The following is a 17,439-nucleotide window of genomic DNA, read 5'->3' on the forward strand; positions in this document are numbered from 1 at the left end:
GCAGATCCCCCGTCACTCCCCGCCGTGTTCGCGCAGCGACCGGAAGACGGCGACGACGTCCTCGTCGTCGAGGTTTCCGAGTTCCTCGTCCAGTTCGCTCTCGAGGGCTTCGAGGTCGGCGAGGAGACGCTGGTACTCCTCGTTGTCCGCGAGCTGATCGGCGTCCTTCTGGGCTTCGAGCGCGGCGCGCTTGGCGGCGAGCGAGAAGAACTCGCGGACCTCGACGGTGTACAGTCGGCGTGCGAGGAGTCGGCTAACGAGGTCGGTGAGTTCGTCGCGAGCGACCGGCTTGACGAGATAGGCGTCGAAGCCCATCTCGATGATGTCGAAGTCCGGGTCGACGGCGCTCACCATCGCGATCTGCACGTCGCTCCCGGACTTGCGGAGTTCGGCGAGCACGTCGTCGCCCGTGGACTCCGGGAGTCGCCGGTCCAGCAATACGACGTCGACGTCGTCGTCGAACCGCTCGAGCGCCTCCTGCGCCGAGTTCGCGGTTCGGACGGCGTGGTCGCTATCGAGCCACGCGGCGTAGAGGTCCGCGAGGTCGCGGTCGTCTTCGACGACGAGGACGGTCGACCGGTCGGTCATTCGATTCACGGTTCGGTGCCGTGAAGCTTAAAACCTCCCGACGGACGTCACGGAGCGAACGGCTTTTGCCCGCGCGCGGGCTAGCGATTATCGTATGGACGTACTGGTCGTCGGCGCGGGCGAGATGGGGCGCTGGTTCGCGTCCGCCGTCACGTCCGACGTCGCGTTCGCGGACGCGGATCCCCCGCGCGCCGAGGCCGCGGCGGACGCGCTCGGATCGCGCGGGCGCGCCGTCCCCCTCGACACGACGGAGTCGTTCGGCGTCGTCTGTCTCGCCGTGCCGATGCGCGTCGCGAGCGAGTCGATCGCCGAGCACGCGGAAAAGGCACAGCAGGCCGTCGTGGACGTCACGGGGTCGATGCGCGCGCCGCTGGACGCGATGGCCGACGCCGCGCCCGCCCGTGAGCGCGTGAGTTTCCACCCGCTGTTCGGCGCCGACGCCGCGCCCGGGACGGTCGCCGTTTCCACGGCCGCGAGCGGGCCCGCGACCGACGGTCTCCGGCGCGACATCGCGGCCGCGGGGAACGACCTCGTGGACGTCGCCCCCGAGGCGCACGACGACGCGATGCGGACGGTGCAGGGACGCACGCACGCCGCCATCCTCGCGTTCGCGCTCGCCGCCGACGCGAGCGAGGCCGACGTCCCCGACGAACTGGCGACACCGGTCTACGAGCGCCTCGACGCGCTCGCCCGCCGCGTCCTCGACGGAACGCCCCGGGTCTACGCCGACATCCAAGCGGCCTTCGACGGCGCGCGCGACGTCGCCGCCGCCGCCGAACGCCTCGCCGATGCCGACCCGGACGAGTACGACGCCCTCTACGACGATGTCAGTCGATAGGGACGAACTCCGGTCGAACGCGAAGTACCTCCGAAACGTCCGGCCGATCGACCCGGCGGAGATCTGCGAGTACCTCAGTGCGCCGCGCCACCCCGCGGTCGTCCGGCAGGCCCTCCGCGAGGAGGCCCCGTCGCTCGGTCTCATCGAGCGCGAGGACGGCACGTTCGTCCCCGTCGCGGACGGCCGGATCGACGCCCCGTCCGGATCCGTCACGGCGTTCCCGACTGCGCACGCGCGCGTGCTGGAGGATCGCCTCGTCGACGTCTACGGCCCGGACTGGCACCGCGGGGAGAGCGGCGACGCGCTCCGCGAGGCGATCCGGCGCCTGAAGGCCGACTACTACCACGAGAACGACGTCACGTACGACGCGACGGCCGCGCTCGGCTACGCGATCTACCACCTCCCCGATTACTACGCGGTCGGCCGGTACGTCGCCGCGGACCTCGCGCACGAGGGTCTCCTGTCGCGCGACTGTCGCGTCCTCGACCTCGGCGCGGGCGTCGGCGGCCCGTTCCTCGGCCTCGCGGACGCCCTCCCCGCCGACGCGCTCCTCGACTATCACGCCGTCGAGCCGAGTCCCGCCGCGGACCTCCTCACCGACTTCTTCGACGCGTCCCCCCGAAACGTCCACGGGACGCTCCACTCCGAGACCGCCGAAGCCCTCGACTTCGGCGACCTCGACGCGGCCGGCGACTTCGACCTCGTGACCGCGTTCAGCGTCCTCAGCGAACTCGACTCGCCCGCCGACGTCGCCGAGCGCTACCTCGACGTCCTCGCGGACGACGGCACGCTCGTCCTCGTCGCGCCCGCCGACCGGAACACGAGCACGGGGCTGCGCGCGGTCGAGCGCGAACTCGAGGCGCGCGGCGTCACCGTCTACGCGCCGACGGTCCGCCTCTGGGATGGCGAGCGACCGAGCGACCGCGGGTGGTCGTTCGTCGAGCGGCCCGACGTCGAACCTCCGAACGTCCAGCGCCGGCTCGCCGAGGCCGCAGAGCGTCCCGCGGAGTTCCTGAACGCGAGCGTCAAATACAGCTACGCGTTCCTGCGGACGGACGGGCGTCGGATGCACGACGTCTCGCTCCCCGCGTCGCGCTACGCGAAACTCGGCGACGCGGAGCGCCACGTCTCGAATCGCGTGGACGTCGTCGCAGCCAAACTGTCGAACGACCTCTCGGACGGCGGGAACCCCCTGTTCAAGATCAGCGACGGCTCGGAGGACACGGACTGCTACGCCGTCCTCGTGGATCGCACCGCGCTCAACCGCGACCTCCTCGAAGCCGACTACGGCGACCTCCTACAGTTCGAGTCCGCGCTCTGCCTCTGGAACGCTGACGAGGGCGCGTACAACTTCGTCGTGGACGCGGACGTGGTCGTGGACCGCCTCGGCTGACTTCCCGAACCGTTTTGCTCGCCGGTCGAAAGGGTCGGCGTATGGACATCGTCCTCACGAACGACGACGGGATCGAGAGTCCCGGGCTCGCCGCCCTCTACGACGCCCTCTCGGACTTCGGCGACGTCACCGCGGTCGCGCCCGCGGAGGACATGAGCGCGACGGGGCGCGCGCTCTCGCGGGAGGTCGTCGTGGACGACCACGAGTACGGCTACGCGGTCCGCGGGACGCCCTCGGACTGCGTGATCGCTGCGCTGGAGTCGCTCGTCCCGAACGCGGACGTCGTCGTCTCCGGCTGTAACCGCGGCGGGAACCTCGGAGCGTACGTCCTCGGACGCTCGGGCACGGTGAGCGCGGCCGTCGAGGCCGCGTTCTTCGACGTCCCCGCGATCGCGGTCTCGCTCGCGCTGACGAGCGCGGACTTCGACGCGGGCGTGACCCCGAAGGCCGACTACGCGGAGGCCGCCGCCGCCACCGCGTACCTCGTCGAGCACACGCACGACTCCGGGGTCTTCGAGCGTGCGGACTACCTGAACGTGAACGCCCCGCGGCCGGGCACGGAGACCGGCGGGCTGGCGGTGACGACGCCGACGCGCGGCTACGATATGAGCGTCGATCGCGACGGCGAGCGCCTGCGGCTCCACGACGAGATGTGGGATCGCATCGACGAGGGGATCGTCGCGGGCGAACCCGCGGACAGCGACCTCCGCGCGGTCGTCGCGGGCGAGACCAGCGTCTCGCCGCTCACCGCGCCGCACACGACCGAGCACCACGAGGTGCTCGACGCGCTCGCCGAGACCTACTGAGGTGACTCGGGGGACGGGCCGCGTCCCTCACCGGTCGGGACCGCGGATGGCGAAGTCCCTTTGTTCGAGACGGGCGAACGCGTGCGCATGATCGAGGGCGACATCGACGCGGTCGACCGGGCGATCCTGTACGCGCTTCAGGAGGACGCGCGAAACCACTCCTCGAGCGATATCGCGGAGCGGACGGGGACCTCTGGGAGCACGGTCCGCAAGCGCATCCAGCGATTGGAGGACGAGGGCGTCATCAAGGGGTACAGCGCGGAGATCGACTACGAGCGATCCGGGTATCCGATCCGAATGCTGCTCTTCTGCACGGCGTCGATCCACGAGCGCGCCGACCTGATCCCGGAGGTCCTCGACCTCGACGGCGTCGTCTCCGTTCAGGAGCTGATCACGGGCGAGCGCAACCTCCTCGTGACCGCTGTCGGCAACTCGGACAGCGACATCACGCCGATCGCGGAGGCGCTCCTCGACATGGGCCTGACGGTGGTCGACGAGGTACTGGTGAAGAGCCACGTGACGACCCCGTTCGGCGGATTCGAGGAAGAGGAGTAGGTCGGCCGCGACCGACAGACCAAGTCTTTCACGAATTATAAGGGCGTATATCGAACGGACTGGGAATTGACGAAGGATTTATTGCCCGATCTGTTCGTATTGTTGCGTAGGTGTGACCGGGGACTACCCCGCGTCACGAACGAGCGAAACGATGACGGACACCCAATCCACACGCACGATCGGAGGCCTCTCGGACACCGCGTCGGAATCGCCCGCTCGCACGCCCGCGTGGCTCACTCGACTCGTGTGGGCGCTGTGGGTCGCGTGCCTCGGGGTCCTCGTCGCGCGCGCCGCGACGGGCACCACGTGGGACGTCGCGGGCGTCCTCACCGTGGACGGTCTGACGGCCGTGATGTGGGTCGCCGTCACCTTCTTCAGCGGGATCGTCCACAGCTACTCGCGGCGCTACATGGCCGGGAGCGAGCGGATCGAGACCTTCTTCGCCCGGACGTTCGCCTTCACGCTCACCGTGATGGTGCTCGTCGCCGCCGCGAACACCGCGCTGTTCGTCCTCGCGTGGCTCGCCATGGGTCTCCTCATGGCCGATCTCATCGGCTACGCCCGCGACTGGCCGCAGGCGCGGGCCGCGGCGTCGCTCGCGCGCCGGTACTTCCTCGCCAGTAGCGCGCTCGTCGCCGTCGCCGCCGCGGCGCTCTGGGCGACGACGGGCGCGACGACGTTCGACGGTATCGCCGCCACCGCCGACACGCTCCCCGGAACCGTTTGGCTCCTCGTCGCCGCCGCCCTCCTCCTCGCCGCGATGGTGCAGTCCGCGCTCGTCCCCTTCCACACGTGGCTGCTCTCCTCGATGACCGCGCCGACGCCCGCGTCCGCGCTGATGCACGCCGGCTTCGTCAACGCCGGTGGCATCCTCCTCGTCCGCTTCGCGCCCGTCGTCACCGCCGACACGCGCTTCATGCTCATCGTCGTCGCCGTCGGCGCCGCGAGCGCGCTCGTCGGCAAACTCCTGCGCACCGTTCAGTCGGACGTGAAGGGCCGCCTCGGCTGCTCCACGACCGGGCAGATGAGCTACATGATCATGCAGGCCGGCCTCGGCTTCTTCGCCGCCGCCGTCACCCACCTCATCCTCCACGGCTTCTACAAGGCCTACATGTTCCTCTCGAACGGGAGTCGCGTCGCGCACACGACGCCGGGCCACGGTCACGGCGAGACCCCGTCGCTCACCGCCGTCGGCGCGCTCGCGACCGCCGCCACCGCCGTCGCGGGCGGCGCCATCTTCGCCGCGATCACCGGCGAGGGACTGCGCGCGGACAGCGGTCTCCTCCTCGTCGGTCTCGTCGTGCTGACGACGCTCCACGCGGCGCGACAGGCCCTCGGACGGACCGGCGTCGCGCCCGCCGTCCGCTACGGCGCCGTGGCGCTCGTCTTCCTCCCCGCGATCGCCGTCTACGGACTCGTCTACACCGCGATCGAGGGCGTCATGGCCGGATCGGTCGTGACGGCCGCACCGACCGCGTTGGGTCCCGTTCACCTCGCCGTCGCCGCCGCGTTCGCCATCGTCTACCTCGCCATCGAGACCGGCGCGTATCGGCGGAGCGATCGCCTCTACGTCGCGCTCCGCAACGCGACCCAGCCAGCACCGGAGACGGTCACCACGAACACGGAGGAGTACAATGAGTACTGAGAACGACGACCGCGACGTCCGCGAGCACGTCGCTCGGGCCGCAGAGACCCTCGGGACGAACTGGCCGCTCCACTCGTTCGTGACCGCGAACCCCCTCTCCGGCTTCGAGGACCGCCCCTTCCACGAGGCCGTCGCACGGGCCGCGACCCTGCGCGGTGGCCGGGCCTACCCCGACCCGGAGACGTTCCGCGAGGCGTGGGAGCGCGGCGATATCGATCCCGAAACGCTTCGCGACGAACTCGCCGCGCACGGCTACGACGCCGATCCCGAACCCCACCTACAGCGGCTGTCGGCGACGGACGCCGGCGGGAGCGACGCGCGTCCCACGCGCGACGAGGCGACGGCGCGCGTCGATCGCGTGCTCGCCAAGTGGCTGTCGGCCTTCCTCGACGAGGGCGAGGCGTCGTGGCCGATGCCGAACCGCGAGACCGGATTCTACGACGCGTTCCGCGCCGTCGCCCGCCACGACTCCGAGATCCCCGACGCGGGGGCGCTCGCTGAGGCGCCGGCCGACCCGGCCGCCGCCGTCGCGTCGGTCCTCGACGACCACCCGCGCGAGCGCTGGACGCCGGTCCTCGAGACCCACCTGAACGCGCTCCCCGGCTGGGGGGGACTCGTCAAGTACCGCGCGGAACGCGGCGACGAGTGGCAGGACGCCTGCCCGATCACGCTCGTCGGCTACCTCGCCGCGCGCCTCCTCCTCGTCGAGCGCTTCGACGCGCCGCTCGACCCGCTCGCGGACGAGACGGACGCCGACGCAAACACCGTCGGACGCGACGCCGCGAACGCGAACGACAGCGTCCCGCTCGAGGAGGCGTGGTTGCGCGCGTGGGAGGCGTCCTACCGCGACGAGGTCGTCGACGCCGTCGCCGACGCGGGCGCGGCGCGGGCCGAGACGGACGGAGACGACACGGACGGCCGCGCGGACGCGCAACTCGTCTTCTGCATCGACACGCGCTCGGAGGTGTTCCGTCGGCACCTCGAGGCCGCGGGCGACTACGAGACCCACGGTTACGCGGGATTCTTCGGCGTCCCGATGCGCCACGAGGGGTACGACGCGGAGGCGAGCGCCGACGCCTGCCCGCCGATCGTCGAGACCGAGCACTACGTCCGCGACCGCTCGGACGGACGCCACGAGCACGAGCGCGCCGCCTACGACCGCTGGACGGGGCGTCTCCTCGCCGGCGAGAAGGTGTTGAAGGCCGTGAAGTCGAACGCCGCGACCGCGTTCAGCTTCGTCGAGAGCGCGGGCAGCGCGTACGGCGCCGCGCTCGCCGCGCGGACGCTCCTCCCCGAGCGCGTTCACGACCTCCGCGACGCCCTCGACGCACGCCTCCCGAGCGTGCCCGACTTCTGCGCGCCGAGCGTCGACTACGCCGGCGAGCACGCGGGCGTCAGCGACCTCCCGGTCGGACTGACGTTCGAGGAGAAAGTCGAGTACGCCGCGGCCGCCTTCGAGACGATGGGCTGGGACTCCTTCGCGCGCCTCGTCGTCTTCACCGGCCACGCGAGCGAGACGGCGAACAACCCGTTCGACGCGAGTCTCGACTGCGGCGCCTGCGCCGGCCAGCCCGGCGGGCCGAACGCCCGCGTGCTCGCCGCGATCTGCGACGACGACGCCGTTATCGATGCGCTGCACGCCCGCGGACACGACATCCCCGAGGACACCGTCTTCCTCGCCGCCGAGCACAACACGACGACGGACGAGGTGACGCTCTACGACGGCGACGTCCCGGAGAGCCACGCGGACGACCTCGAACGCTTACGCGCCGATCTCGACGTCGCCCGCGCTGGCGCGACCGCCGAGCGCGCCGAGGCGATGGACGCCGACCCCGAGCGCGGCGTGCGCGAGACCGAGCGCCGCGCCGCCGACTGGGCGGAGACTCGCCCCGAATGGGGCCTCGCCGGGAACGCCTCCTTCGTCATCGGGCCGCGCGACCTCACCGCCGACGTCGACCTCGACGGCCGCGCCTTCCTCCACTCCTACGACTGGCGGCGCGACGAGGACGGCGACGCGCTCGACGCCATCTTCGCCGGGCCGGTCATCGTCACGCAGTGGATCAACGCCCAGTACTACTGCTCGACCGTCGACAACGCCGCCTACGGCAGCGGCTCGAAGGTCACGCACAACCCCGTCGGAAACGTCGGCGTCTATCAGGGCAACGGCGGCGACCTCATGACCGGTCTCCCGCTCCAGTCGCTCATGGCCGCCGACGACGACCCACACCACCAGCCCCTGCGCCTCTCCGTCGTCGTCCACGCGCCCGTCGAGCGCGTCCGCGACGTCCTCGCCGACCACGACCACCTCCGCACGCTCTGCGAGAACGGGTGGCTCTCGCTCACCGTCGTCGACCCGACGCGCGACCACGACGCCTACGAGTGCGACGGCCCCGCCGCGGACGCGCCGGAGCAGGAGGCGACGCCCGAACCGGAGCGCGCCGCGCCCGTCGCCGCCGACGACTGAGGAATTACCTGAATTGAGGCGCTAAGGTCCCTTCCTCAACGAGCGACCGAAGGGAGCGAGTAGGGAGGGGATACAGCGCCGCACGGTTCTCAAACACGTTCAACGCTCGGCCCACAGGCCCACGCAATCGCAACTGTTTAGTACGTTGTTCACGACTGCTCGCGCTCGCTACGCTGTTGTATCTTGTTCAACTCGATGAGGAGCCGAAAGACGGCTTTCACGAGGTTCGAGTCGAGATCGAACGCCTCGGCGTTCTGCCCGGCGCGCGCCATCACGGCCTCCTCTTGGGCCTCGTCGGTCGTCGCGAGGTCCTGCTGTTCTTTGACGTCGGCGACGGCGTCCGCGACGTAGGTGCGTCGCGCGATGAGTTCGACGATGTCGCGATCGATCCCCTCGATTTCCGCGCGGAGTTCGTCGAGGCTCATGTCGTCCGTGCGCCGTCGTGCTGCGTCGTCGTGCGGAACGTCGTTCCCGGTTTCGTCTTCCATGATTCCTGTAAGTCCTCCAGATCCGCTCGGTCGCCGACGGCGACGTAGCTCGGGCCGGTCCCGGAGAGCGAGACGCCGTCGACGGCGGGCATGGCTTCGACGAGCGGGTCGGTCGGAAAGTCGAGCGCCCCGCAGAAGGCGAAGCCGTTGATCGTCATCGCGAGACCGTAGCGGCCCGCGAGCGCCAGTTCTTCGACGTGTTCGGCGAGCGGCGCGATCCGTGCACAGCGCTCGGCGTCGGCGTCCGCGCTGAACGCCCGCTCGTCCGGCGTCCAGACGAGGACGTCCCAGTCGGGATCGTCGCGCGCGAGCAGGACGTCGCGGTCGTTGTCGGTGACGGTGAGACCGCCGACCATGCTCGCGCTCGCGTCGTCGTACGCGCCCGTGACGGTGACGCCGGCGTCGCGGGCGGCCCGGACACCGATGAGCGCCGCCTCCTCGCGCGATACCTCCTCGACGGCACCGAGCGCGTCGAGCGTCGCGAGCACGGTGGCGTTCGCGGCGGCGCTCGACGACTTGAGACCCGCGGCCATCGAGACCTCCGACTCCGTCTCGACGTGGCCGCCCGAGACGCCGTCGCCGTACGCGTCGAGGACGCGCTCGACGCAGCGCTCGACGAGCCGGGTGTCCGCGTCGGGGTCGCCGGCGACCGCGCCAGATACCGAATCGCCGCCGAGGGCGACGTCGGCGCGGACGTAGCGGTCGATGGCGAACGCGGCGCCCCGACCGGTCGCGAGCGCGTTCAACACGGTGCCGGCCGCGGGGGCCTCGGCGCTGCCGTCCATGCGTGAGGGTCACCGACGCACCACTTATCGTTGGCGGTCCGCGGGACGTCCCCGGGAGCGCGGCGCTTTTGCGCGCGGAGGCGCAGGTGTCGATATGAGCTATCGGAACGACGTCGCCCCGGAGACCCTCCCCGTCGATCTCACCCCGGACGGCGTCGTCCTCACGTACGCGGACGGTCGCGAGACGTTCTACAACGGCGTCCCGGAACGACACGAGGGGACGCTACGGACGAATCCCGGAATGCACGTGCAGGTGCTCGTCCTCGCCCCGACGGAGACGGAGGGCGTGATGTGCTACGTGAACGACCGGAACACGCACGACGACATCCTCGAGTCGACGGGCGTCGGGCGCGTGATGCTCGAACCCGGCGAGGAAGCGGAGATCTTCCCGGGCGTCACCGTCGAGATGGACGGCTACGCGGCGGAGATCACGGCCGATCCCGAGGTCGCGCGCGGCCGCGTCCTCGTCTTCGAGGAGGACGAGGCCAGCGAGTACAGCTTCGAGCTATTCGCCGGCGACGATGGCGACGAGAACGAGTAGGCGGGACTACCGCAGATAGGAGGGGTCTTCGGCGTCGCAGGTCTCCTCGTGTTTCGTCGCGTCGTCCTCGGAGTCGAACATGAGTCCGCACTTCTCGCAGCGGTACCACGTCATGTCGTCCCGCTGGGTTTCCTCGACCATATCCACCCTGTCGACGCCCGCCCTGTTAGCTTCTGCGGTGAGGGCGCGAAGCCCCCTTCCGCTACGGAGGGAGCGAAGTGAACGGAGTCGGGAGGGGATACAGCGTTCACGCGTTTTCCCCACCGCAACCCTTTATCTACGGATCGCCAACACGCCCCCATGAGCGAGGACAACGTCCACCGTCTCGTCGTCCGCGAGGCGGCCGCGCGTGACGCCGGCCGCGGCATCGCCCGCCTCCCCGACGACGTTCGCCGGGGTCTCGGCGTCCTCAGCGGCGATACCGTCCGGATCGTCGGCGATCGCGCCACCGTCGCGAAGGTGTGGCCGGACGCCGCCCTCGACGCGGACGAGCTCCGGATCGACGGCGCGACCCGGTCGAACGCCGGGGTCCGAATCGGCGAGACCGTCCGCGTCGAGCGCGCGTCCGTCAGCGACGCCGAGCGCGTCGTCGTCACGCCTGCCGTCCCGCCAGAGCGCGAGCGCGACGCCGTCGTCGACGCCGTGCGGTCGGCGCTCTTCGATCGTCCCGTGCGCGTCGGCGAGACCGTGCGCGTCGACGCGCTCGGCCGGATCGGCGAGTTCGAGATCGCGGCCACCGAGCCGGACGGCGACGTCGTCGTGACCGACGCGACGACGGTCGAGCTGCACGAGCCCGCGCCCGGCGCGGAAGCGAGCGACGACACCGAGACGGGCGCCGAGCGCGTCGGCGTCACCTACGAGGACGTCGGCGGTCTCGGCGAGGAGCTCGCGGCCGTGCGCGAACTCGTCGAACTCCCGCTCAGCGATCCCGGGCGATTCCGGCGTCTCGGCGTCGATCCGCCGAAGGGCGTCCTCCTCTACGGCCCGCCGGGCACGGGGAAGACGCTCATCGCGCGCGCCGTCGCCAACGAGGTGGACGCGCGCTTCGTCAGCGTCTCCGGTCCCGAGATCACCTCGAAGTACAAGGGCGAGTCGGAAGAGCAGCTGCGCGAGGTGTTCGATGAGGCGCGCGAGAACGCGCCGAGCGTCGTCTTCTTCGACGAGTTCGACGCCATCGCGGGGAAGCGTGAGGACGCCGGCGACATGGAGAACCGCATCGTCGGCCAACTGTTGAGCCTGATGGACGGGCTGGAGGGCCGCGGCGAGGTCGTCGTCATCGGTGCGACGAATCGGGTGAACGCCGTCGATCCCGCCCTCAGGCGCCCCGGGCGCTTCGATCGCGAGATCGAGATCGGCGTCCCCTCGCGCGAGGGCCGCGCGGAGATCCTCGACGTCCTCACCAGAGGCACGCCGCTCGCGGACGACGTCGCCCTCCGAACCCTCGCGGACCGGACGCACGGGTACGTCGGTGCGGACCTCCGCGCGCTCGTCACGGAGGCCGCGATGGCCGCGATCCGCGACGACCGCGAGACGGTGACGCGCGCCGACCTCGACGCCGCGTTCGCGGCCACGGAACCCTCCGCGATGCGCGAGGTCGTCGCCGAGTCGCCGGACGTCTCCTTCGACGACATCGGCGGACTCGACGAGGCGAAGGAGACGCTCCGCGAGGCCGTCGAGTGGCCCCTCGCCTACGGCGCGCTCTTCGAGGCCGCGGCCACCGAGCCGCCGACGGGCGTCCTCCTCCACGGCCCGCCGGGCACCGGGAAGACGATGCTCGCGCGCGCCGTCGGGAACGAAGCGGGCGTGAACGTCGTCCGCGTCGCCGGTCCCGAACTCGTCGATAAGTACGTCGGCGAGTCCGAGAAGGCGGTCAGAGAGATCTTCGAGCGCGCCCGCCGCACCGCGCCCTGCGTCGTCTTCTTCGACGAGATCGACGCCGTCGGGAGCGCGCGCGGCCCGGAGACGAGCGAGGCGACCGAGCGCGTCGTCAGCCAACTCCTCACGGAACTCGACGCCGCGGCGGAGAACCCGAACCTCGTCGTGCTCGCCGCGACCAACCGACGCGACGCGCTCGATCCCGCACTCCTCCGACCCGGTCGCTTCGAGACGCACGTTCGGGTCCCCAGACCGGACGAGTCCGCCCGGCGCGCGATCATCGACGTCCATACTTCGGAAAAGCCCCTCGCGGCCGACGTCGATCTCGACCGGGTGGCCGAGCGAACCGAAGGATACACGGGCGCTGATCTCGCCGCGCTCGTCCGCGCGGCCGCGCTCGCCGCCATCCGCGACACCGTCGACGCCCACCCGACGGACGCCGCCTCGCACCCCCATGACGTCCTGCTCCGTCGCGAGCACTTCGCCGCCGCGCGCGAGGGATACGAGGCGTCGCGCTGACGCGGGCGCCGTTCCGACACGTCCCGACAGGTACACGAATCCCGGCGTCGAAGTCCGAGTATGTCGATCGAGGCAGTCGTCTTCGATATGGACGGCGTCATCGTGGACTCCGAGCGCTACTGGGTCGCGGAAGTGGCGGAGATCCTCGACGTCGCCGTCCCGGACGCAGACGTCGACCCGGAGTCAGTCGTCGGCATCAACGTCTACGACCAGTACGACCTGCTCGCCGACGAGTACGACGTCGCCGTGACCCGCGAGGAGTACTTCGACCTCTTCGACCGGCACGCCGACACCGTCTACACGGAGAGCGCGACGCTCACGGACGGCTTTCACGACCTCGTCGCCGAGATCCGCGCGTGCGACCTGCCGATCGGTCTCGTCACCTCGTCGTTTCCGCAGTGGGTCGAGCTGGTCTTCGAACGCTTCGACCTCGGGGACGCCTTCGACGTCGTCGTGACCGCGGGCGACGAGGACGTCCCCGGCAAACCCGAACCCGACCTCTACGAACTCGCCGCGGGGCGACTCGGCGTCGATCCGAACGGCATGCTCGTCGTCGAGGACTCGGAACACGGCGTCGACGCGGCGAGCGCCGCCGGCGCGCACGTCGTCGGCTATCAGCACGGCGCGAGCGCGGACATGGATCACGGCGCGGCCGACGCCGTCGCGACCGATCCCGACTCGTTCCGCGAGCGCGTGCTCGAAACCCTCTGACTTCCCCCCTCAGGCCCGCTGGAGCGCGAGCGTCACGGCCGCGCCGCCGCGGTCGGACTCGCCGAAGGTGACGCGCCCGTCGTACTCCTCCGTGATCCACCGGACGAGCCACAGGCCGAGCCCGCTCCCGTGTTCGAGTTGCGTGATCTCGCGTTCGCCCGTGACGAGTTCGAGTTCGGACTCGGGGATGCCGGGACCGTCGTCGGCGACGGTGATGTCGACGGTCCGGCCGTCCACGCGCGCGGCGATCTCGACCGTGGGGTCGTCGCCGCCGTGTTCGACGGCGTTCTCGACGAGTTCGTCGATCGCGTCCCGGAGCTGGTCGCCCGCGCGCGCTGGGGCGGTCTCGGGGACGTCGAGCGACACGTCGATGTCGTACGCCTCGCGGGCGTTCTCGGCGGCCGCCCGGCACATCGCGGCGACGTCGACGTCCGTCGGCTCGGTGTCGAAGGCCTCCTCGACGGCACGTACGTTCTCGTTCATCTCCGAGAGGTCCTCGGCCACCCCCTCGATCTCCCCGGCCGTGTCCGGGTCGCTATCGCGGACCTTCTCGACCGCGAAGAGGAGGCGTTGGGCCTCGTGCCGGAGGTTGTGCCGGACGAGCGTGTTGAGGACGGCGAGGCGCTCGCGCTCGGTCGCGAGCTCCTCGGCGCGGATCCGCCGGACGTCGTAGACGCCGATGATGACGTGCGCGACGGCGCCCGCGGAGAGCGCGACGGCGAAGAGGAAGCCGGCGTCCTCGACGGGCCGGTACGTGAACAGGAGGATGAAGACGACGCCGAGGACGACGATCCCGAGGAAGTTCCAGCCGGCGATGCGGACGGCGTTCGTCTGCGAGACGTCGAGTCGGTAGACGACCGCGCCGACGGCGACGAGACCGAGGGAGACGAGGACGCCGATGACGCCGAGGACGATGCCGAGCGCCGGCGGCCCGGTGAGCAGATGCGCGAGGATGGGGACGAGGAGGACGACGCCCGTGAGCGAGAGCGACGCCGTCGCGGCGAGCCGGAGGGGTTTCATCGTGTTCGTCGTCTTTCGGCGCGCCGGCGGATAAACGATTGCGCATTTGGGCCGTGCGCGATCGGGCCGTCACGTCGCGGCACACGACGGGTGGTGCTGCGCGGCGGGGCACGCTATGGGCGGTGCGGGGCGAGGCGGTGTGGAGAGCGGTGCCGGTGCGCGACTCCCGTGGCGGTGCGGAGCGGCTACCGTTCCCCACCGCGCGCCGCCGGCGCGCGGCCTTTTTGGTGGAGCTTTTTCGAGGAGTGGTCGGCGGAGCCGACCACTCCTCGAAAAAGGTCCGTTACCAGAAGGCCTTCGTCCGGGCGTACTCGCGCTCGCGTTCGAGGATGTCCCGATAGAAGTCGGCCGTGTCCTCGCGGTGCTTGTTGATGACGCGCGCGGCGTTCTGCGGGCCGACGCCGCGCGCGGCGAGCGCGATCACGGCCTTCTTGCCGTGGCTCTGGACGATGCTCGCGTTCCGGTAGGCGCGCTCGACCGTCTTCTCCCGTTCGTCGTCGCGCGTCTCGGGGTCGGCGTCGAGCGCCCGCACCACGTCGTCCGCCCACGGCGAGAGCGCGGCGATGCGCGTGGACCCGCATCGGGGACACTCCGGCTGGTCGCGCACGCGCTTCACCTTCGTCTCCTGTCGCCACTCATTGCAGTGCAGGCAGACGAGATTCACGCGGTCGTCGAGCAGTCGCTCCTTCACGGCCTTGACGACGCTCGCGTCCGCGTTCTCGGGCGTGAGGAGTTCCTGCCCGGAGGATCGGCCCCCGACGCCGATCGGCGTGCGCTGGCCGTGACGGATGACCTCGATGTCGTCCGTCTGCACGCGTTCGAGCACGCTCGCGGTCCCCTCGACGTCGAGGTCGGTGTGGAACACCTCCCGCAGCGCCTCGTCGTAGACCGGCGTGTCCTCGAGGGCGCCCATGATTCGGTTCAGGCCGACGCCGTCGCGGCCCTTCGAGCGATCGAGCGCGCCGAACTTCGCGGCGACCTGCGCGAGCGTGAACTTCAGCGTATCGGAGCGCTTCAGGGAGAGTTCGAGCACCGCGGCGACGTGCTCGGGATCCGTCTCGCGGAGCACGGTCTCCACCTCGCTCGCGCGGACGCCCTGCGGGACTTCGAGTTCGATTCTGTACGGCCCGGCGTCGAGACCGACGGACGAGCCGGTGCGCTGGCCGACGAGCGCGGAGAGCAGTCGGCCGAGCGTCTCGTTCACCTCGTGGCCGAACGCGGCGTTCAGCGCGATCGCGCGCCCCTGCGCTTCGATCACGACTCGGTCGTCGGTCGGGACGGGCGCGTCCGCCTCGACCTGCCGGGCGATCGGGTCGAGCGCGCTCGCGACGGTGTCGGCGTCCGCCGGATAGCGGCGCGCGACGTCGCGGGCGACGCTCTCGACGTCGGCGCCGGTCGCGAACTGCGCGCCCGCGGCGCCGCGGAGTTCGCCGACCTCTTGGGCCACCTCGTGCGGCACCGGGATCTCCGAACCGGTCCACGACGGCACCTCGCCGCTCGGGTCGGCGATCGGCGAGACGTTCACTCGCGATTCCTCCTCGTCGATCTCCGCGATGCGCCACATCTCGCCGCGCTGGACGAACGTCTCGCCGGGTTCCGCGAAGTTCACGACGAAGCGCTCGTCGAGCGTCCCCACCTGTCTCCCGGCCGCCATGTCGTACACCTCGTAGGTCTCCTCGTCCGGGATCATCGAGAGGTTCGCGTAGACGTACTGCCACGTCCCCGACGAGGAGAGTTCGTCCGCCTCCTCGTTCAGGTAGAGCACTCGATTGTGGTGGAGTTCCCGCACGACCTCGCGGAACGTCTCCTCATCCAACTCCCGGAACGGGTAGGCCCGCGTGACGATGCGGTACGCCCGGCGAGCGGAGACGTCGCCGAAGTCCATCGCGATCCCCGCGATCTGGTTCGCCACCGTGTCGAGGCTGCCGTGGTGGATATCGACCGTCTCGACCTCGCCCGCGCTGGCCCGGCGCGCGATGACGAGCGCCTCCGCCACCTCGTCGGGATGCGTGGCGACGATCGTCCCCGAGGAGACCGCGTCGCGGCGGTGGCCGGCGCGTCCGACGCGCTGGAGGAGGCGCGAGACCTCCCGCGGGCTGTTGTACTGGACGACGTGGTCGATGTGCCCGACGTCGATGCCGAGTTCCATCGAGGACGTGCAGAGCATCGCGTCCAACTCGCCCGCCTTGAACGCGTCCTCGACCTCGACGCGCGCCTCCTTCGCGAGACTGCCGTGGTGGACGCCGATGTTCGCCCCGAGCTCCTTGAAGCGCGAGCCGAGCGCTTCGGCGGTCTGGCGGGTGTTCACGAAGATCAGCGTCGAGTCGTGGCGCTCGACGACGTCCCGGATCGCCCGGACGTGACTCGCCATCTCCGCGCTCGTCACGAGCTCGTTCCCGAGGCGTTCGTCTTCCTCGCGTATCTCCGGCGCGACGACGTCGAACTCGACCTGTGAAGTGACGTCCACCTCCACGACGTCGAAGTCGCGGCCGCCCGTGAGGAAGTTCCCGACCTCCTCGGGGTCGCCGACGGTCGCGGAGAGTCCGACGCGCTGGAACGCCCCGGAGAGTTCGCGCAGGCGTTCGAGACCGATCGCCAACTGCGCGCCGCGCTTCGCGCCCGCGAGCTCGTGCACTTCGTCCACGACGGCGTGTTCGACGTCGCTCAGCGCCGTGCGGAGCTTCTCGCCCGTCAACATCGCTTGCAGGGTCTCGGGCGTCGTCACGAGCACGTCCGGCGGGTCGTTCGCCTGCTTCGAGCGCTGGTAGTCCGAGGTGTCGCCGTGGCGGACGTCGACCTCGATGTCCAGTGCCTCACCCCACCAGTCGAGGCGCTCGCGCATGTCGCGGTTGAGCGCCCGCAGCGGCGTGACGTAGAGCGCGCTGATGCCGTGGACGTGGCTCTCCTCGTCCTTCCGCGTCGCGATGGCGTCGAGCACGGGGAGCATCGCCGTCTCCGTCTTGCCCGTGCCCGTCGGCGCGACGACGAGCGCGCTGTGGCCGGCGACGAGCGGCGGGATCGCGCGTCGCTGTGGCTCCGTCGGCGTGGTGAAGCCGCGTTCCGAGAGCGCGTCGCGAACCGCGGGCCCGAGGCGGGCGAACGCGTCCACGACGCCGGTCTCACTCATCACCGAACGAAGGGCCGCGGGCGAGTTAAGCCCCTCGCCGGTCGCGAGCGCCACCCAAACCTTTCTCGCGGTGCGGGCCGTGCT

15 protein-coding genes are annotated in these 17,439 nt (G+C 70.8%); 9 read left to right on the top strand and 6 right to left on the bottom strand.

Annotated elements, in window-relative coordinates:
- Positions 1–12: 12 nt before the first annotated feature.
- Entirely contained in the window at positions 13–588 is a 576-nt protein-coding gene (locus AOZ13_RS01045) for a HalX domain-containing protein (protein ID WP_020221720.1), read from the bottom strand.
- A gap of 94 nt (positions 589–682) precedes the next feature.
- Between AOZ13_RS01045 and AOZ13_RS01050 the strand changes: the two genes are divergently transcribed.
- From AOZ13_RS01050 to AOZ13_RS01075, 6 genes are all read left to right on the top strand, one after another.
- Complete coding sequence (locus tag AOZ13_RS01050; RefSeq protein ID WP_021779566.1) at positions 683–1,426, top strand: prephenate dehydrogenase/arogenate dehydrogenase family protein; 744 nt, start codon at positions 683–685, stop codon at positions 1,424–1,426.
- Positions 1,413–2,819, top strand: coding sequence for a small ribosomal subunit Rsm22 family protein (locus AOZ13_RS01055; protein WP_020222630.1), 1,407 nt, complete (start codon positions 1,413–1,415; stop codon positions 2,817–2,819). Before AOZ13_RS01050 ends, AOZ13_RS01055 begins: the two co-directional genes overlap by 14 nt.
- Before the next feature lie 41 nt (positions 2,820–2,860).
- Positions 2,861–3,625 (top strand): 5'/3'-nucleotidase SurE, encoded by a 765-nt coding sequence (gene surE / locus AOZ13_RS01060; RefSeq protein WP_020222631.1) that lies wholly within the window; start codon positions 2,861–2,863, stop codon positions 3,623–3,625.
- Between the two features lie 87 nt (positions 3,626–3,712).
- The gene (locus tag AOZ13_RS01065) at positions 3,713–4,180 is read left to right on the top strand and encodes an Lrp/AsnC family transcriptional regulator (protein ID WP_049933657.1); all 468 of its coding nucleotides are present in this window, start codon (positions 3,713–3,715) and stop codon (positions 4,178–4,180) included.
- Between the two features lie 151 nt (positions 4,181–4,331).
- Positions 4,332–5,825: a proton-conducting transporter transmembrane domain-containing protein gene (locus AOZ13_RS01070; protein WP_049933667.1), complete on the top strand. Its 1,494-nt coding sequence runs from the start codon at positions 4,332–4,334 to the stop codon at positions 5,823–5,825.
- The gene (locus tag AOZ13_RS01075; RefSeq protein WP_021779569.1) at positions 5,815–8,289 is read left to right on the top strand and encodes a DUF2309 domain-containing protein; all 2,475 of its coding nucleotides are present in this window, start codon (positions 5,815–5,817) and stop codon (positions 8,287–8,289) included. The genes AOZ13_RS01070 and AOZ13_RS01075 overlap by 11 nt, the downstream gene beginning before the upstream one ends.
- A 149-nt stretch (positions 8,290–8,438) precedes the next feature.
- On the opposite strand, the gene AOZ13_RS01080 is transcribed toward AOZ13_RS01075, so the two are convergent.
- Together AOZ13_RS01080 and AOZ13_RS01085 are read right to left on the bottom strand one after the other, a co-directional pair.
- A complete protein-coding gene (locus AOZ13_RS01080; RefSeq protein WP_020222879.1) occupies positions 8,439–8,714 on the bottom strand; it encodes a chorismate mutase in 276 nt (91 codons plus the stop codon).
- The gene (locus tag AOZ13_RS01085) at positions 8,711–9,562 is read right to left on the bottom strand and encodes a shikimate kinase (RefSeq protein ID WP_021779570.1); all 852 of its coding nucleotides are present in this window, start codon (positions 9,560–9,562) and stop codon (positions 8,711–8,713) included. The genes AOZ13_RS01080 and AOZ13_RS01085 overlap by 4 nt, the downstream gene beginning before the upstream one ends.
- Before the next feature lie 94 nt (positions 9,563–9,656).
- Between AOZ13_RS01085 and AOZ13_RS01090 the strand changes: the two genes are divergently transcribed.
- A complete protein-coding gene (locus AOZ13_RS01090) occupies positions 9,657–10,103 on the top strand; it encodes a DUF5796 family protein (RefSeq protein WP_020222870.1) in 447 nt (148 codons plus the stop codon).
- Between the two features lie 6 nt (positions 10,104–10,109).
- On the opposite strand, the gene AOZ13_RS15175 is transcribed toward AOZ13_RS01090, so the two are convergent.
- Complete coding sequence (locus AOZ13_RS15175) at positions 10,110–10,244, bottom strand: DUF7128 family protein (RefSeq protein WP_020222869.1); 135 nt, start codon at positions 10,242–10,244, stop codon at positions 10,110–10,112.
- 159 nt (positions 10,245–10,403) lie between these two features.
- On the opposite strand from AOZ13_RS15175, the gene AOZ13_RS01095 reads away from it, so the two are divergent.
- Together AOZ13_RS01095 and AOZ13_RS01100 are read left to right on the top strand one after the other, a co-directional pair.
- Entirely contained in the window at positions 10,404–12,497 is a 2,094-nt protein-coding gene (locus tag AOZ13_RS01095) for an AAA family ATPase (RefSeq protein ID WP_021779571.1), read from the top strand.
- 60 nt (positions 12,498–12,557) lie between these two features.
- Positions 12,558–13,208, top strand: coding sequence for an HAD family hydrolase (locus tag AOZ13_RS01100; RefSeq protein WP_020222287.1), 651 nt, complete (start codon positions 12,558–12,560; stop codon positions 13,206–13,208).
- A gap of 9 nt (positions 13,209–13,217) precedes the next feature.
- On the opposite strand, the gene AOZ13_RS01105 is transcribed toward AOZ13_RS01100, so the two are convergent.
- Positions 13,218–14,228, bottom strand: a complete 1,011-nt coding sequence (locus AOZ13_RS01105; protein ID WP_020222286.1) for a sensor histidine kinase — start codon at positions 14,226–14,228, stop codon at positions 13,218–13,220.
- A gap of 283 nt (positions 14,229–14,511) precedes the next feature.
- Positions 14,512–17,355 (bottom strand): DEAD/DEAH box helicase, encoded by a 2,844-nt coding sequence (locus AOZ13_RS01110; protein WP_049933659.1) that lies wholly within the window; start codon positions 17,353–17,355, stop codon positions 14,512–14,514.
- Positions 17,356–17,439: the final 84 nt, after the last annotated feature.

This window comes from Halarchaeum acidiphilum MH1-52-1, assembly GCF_000474235.1.
In the GTDB taxonomy this organism is placed as follows: Archaea; Halobacteriota; Halobacteria; order Halobacteriales; family Halobacteriaceae; genus Halarchaeum; species Halarchaeum acidiphilum.

What these genes read in the sequence shown, in the direction of transcription:
- AOZ13_RS01045 (WP_020221720.1), bottom strand. Translation starts at nt 588, where the DNA reads ATGACCGACCGGTCGACCGTCCTCGTCGTCGAAGACGACCGCGACCTC.
- AOZ13_RS01050 (WP_021779566.1), top strand. Translation starts at nt 683, where the DNA reads ATGGACGTACTGGTCGTCGGCGCGGGCGAGATGGGGCGCTGGTTCGCG.
- AOZ13_RS01055 (WP_020222630.1), top strand. Translation starts at nt 1,413, where the DNA reads ATGTCAGTCGATAGGGACGAACTCCGGTCGAACGCGAAGTACCTCCGA.
- surE (WP_020222631.1), top strand. Translation starts at nt 2,861, where the DNA reads ATGGACATCGTCCTCACGAACGACGACGGGATCGAGAGTCCCGGGCTC.
- AOZ13_RS01065 (WP_049933657.1), top strand. Translation starts at nt 3,713, where the DNA reads ATGATCGAGGGCGACATCGACGCGGTCGACCGGGCGATCCTGTACGCG.
- AOZ13_RS01070 (WP_049933667.1), top strand. Translation starts at nt 4,332, where the DNA reads ATGACGGACACCCAATCCACACGCACGATCGGAGGCCTCTCGGACACC.
- AOZ13_RS01075 (WP_021779569.1), top strand. Translation starts at nt 5,815, where the DNA reads ATGAGTACTGAGAACGACGACCGCGACGTCCGCGAGCACGTCGCTCGG.
- AOZ13_RS01080 (WP_020222879.1), bottom strand. Translation starts at nt 8,714, where the DNA reads ATGAGCCTCGACGAACTCCGCGCGGAAATCGAGGGGATCGATCGCGAC.
- AOZ13_RS01085 (WP_021779570.1), bottom strand. Translation starts at nt 9,562, where the DNA reads ATGGACGGCAGCGCCGAGGCCCCCGCGGCCGGCACCGTGTTGAACGCG.
- AOZ13_RS01090 (WP_020222870.1), top strand. Translation starts at nt 9,657, where the DNA reads ATGAGCTATCGGAACGACGTCGCCCCGGAGACCCTCCCCGTCGATCTC.
- AOZ13_RS15175 (WP_020222869.1), bottom strand. Translation starts at nt 10,244, where the DNA reads ATGGTCGAGGAAACCCAGCGGGACGACATGACGTGGTACCGCTGCGAG.
- AOZ13_RS01095 (WP_021779571.1), top strand. Translation starts at nt 10,404, where the DNA reads ATGAGCGAGGACAACGTCCACCGTCTCGTCGTCCGCGAGGCGGCCGCG.
- AOZ13_RS01100 (WP_020222287.1), top strand. Translation starts at nt 12,558, where the DNA reads ATGTCGATCGAGGCAGTCGTCTTCGATATGGACGGCGTCATCGTGGAC.
- AOZ13_RS01105 (WP_020222286.1), bottom strand. Translation starts at nt 14,228, where the DNA reads ATGAAACCCCTCCGGCTCGCCGCGACGGCGTCGCTCTCGCTCACGGGC.
- AOZ13_RS01110 (WP_049933659.1), bottom strand. Translation starts at nt 17,355, where the DNA reads ATGAGTGAGACCGGCGTCGTGGACGCGTTCGCCCGCCTCGGGCCCGCG.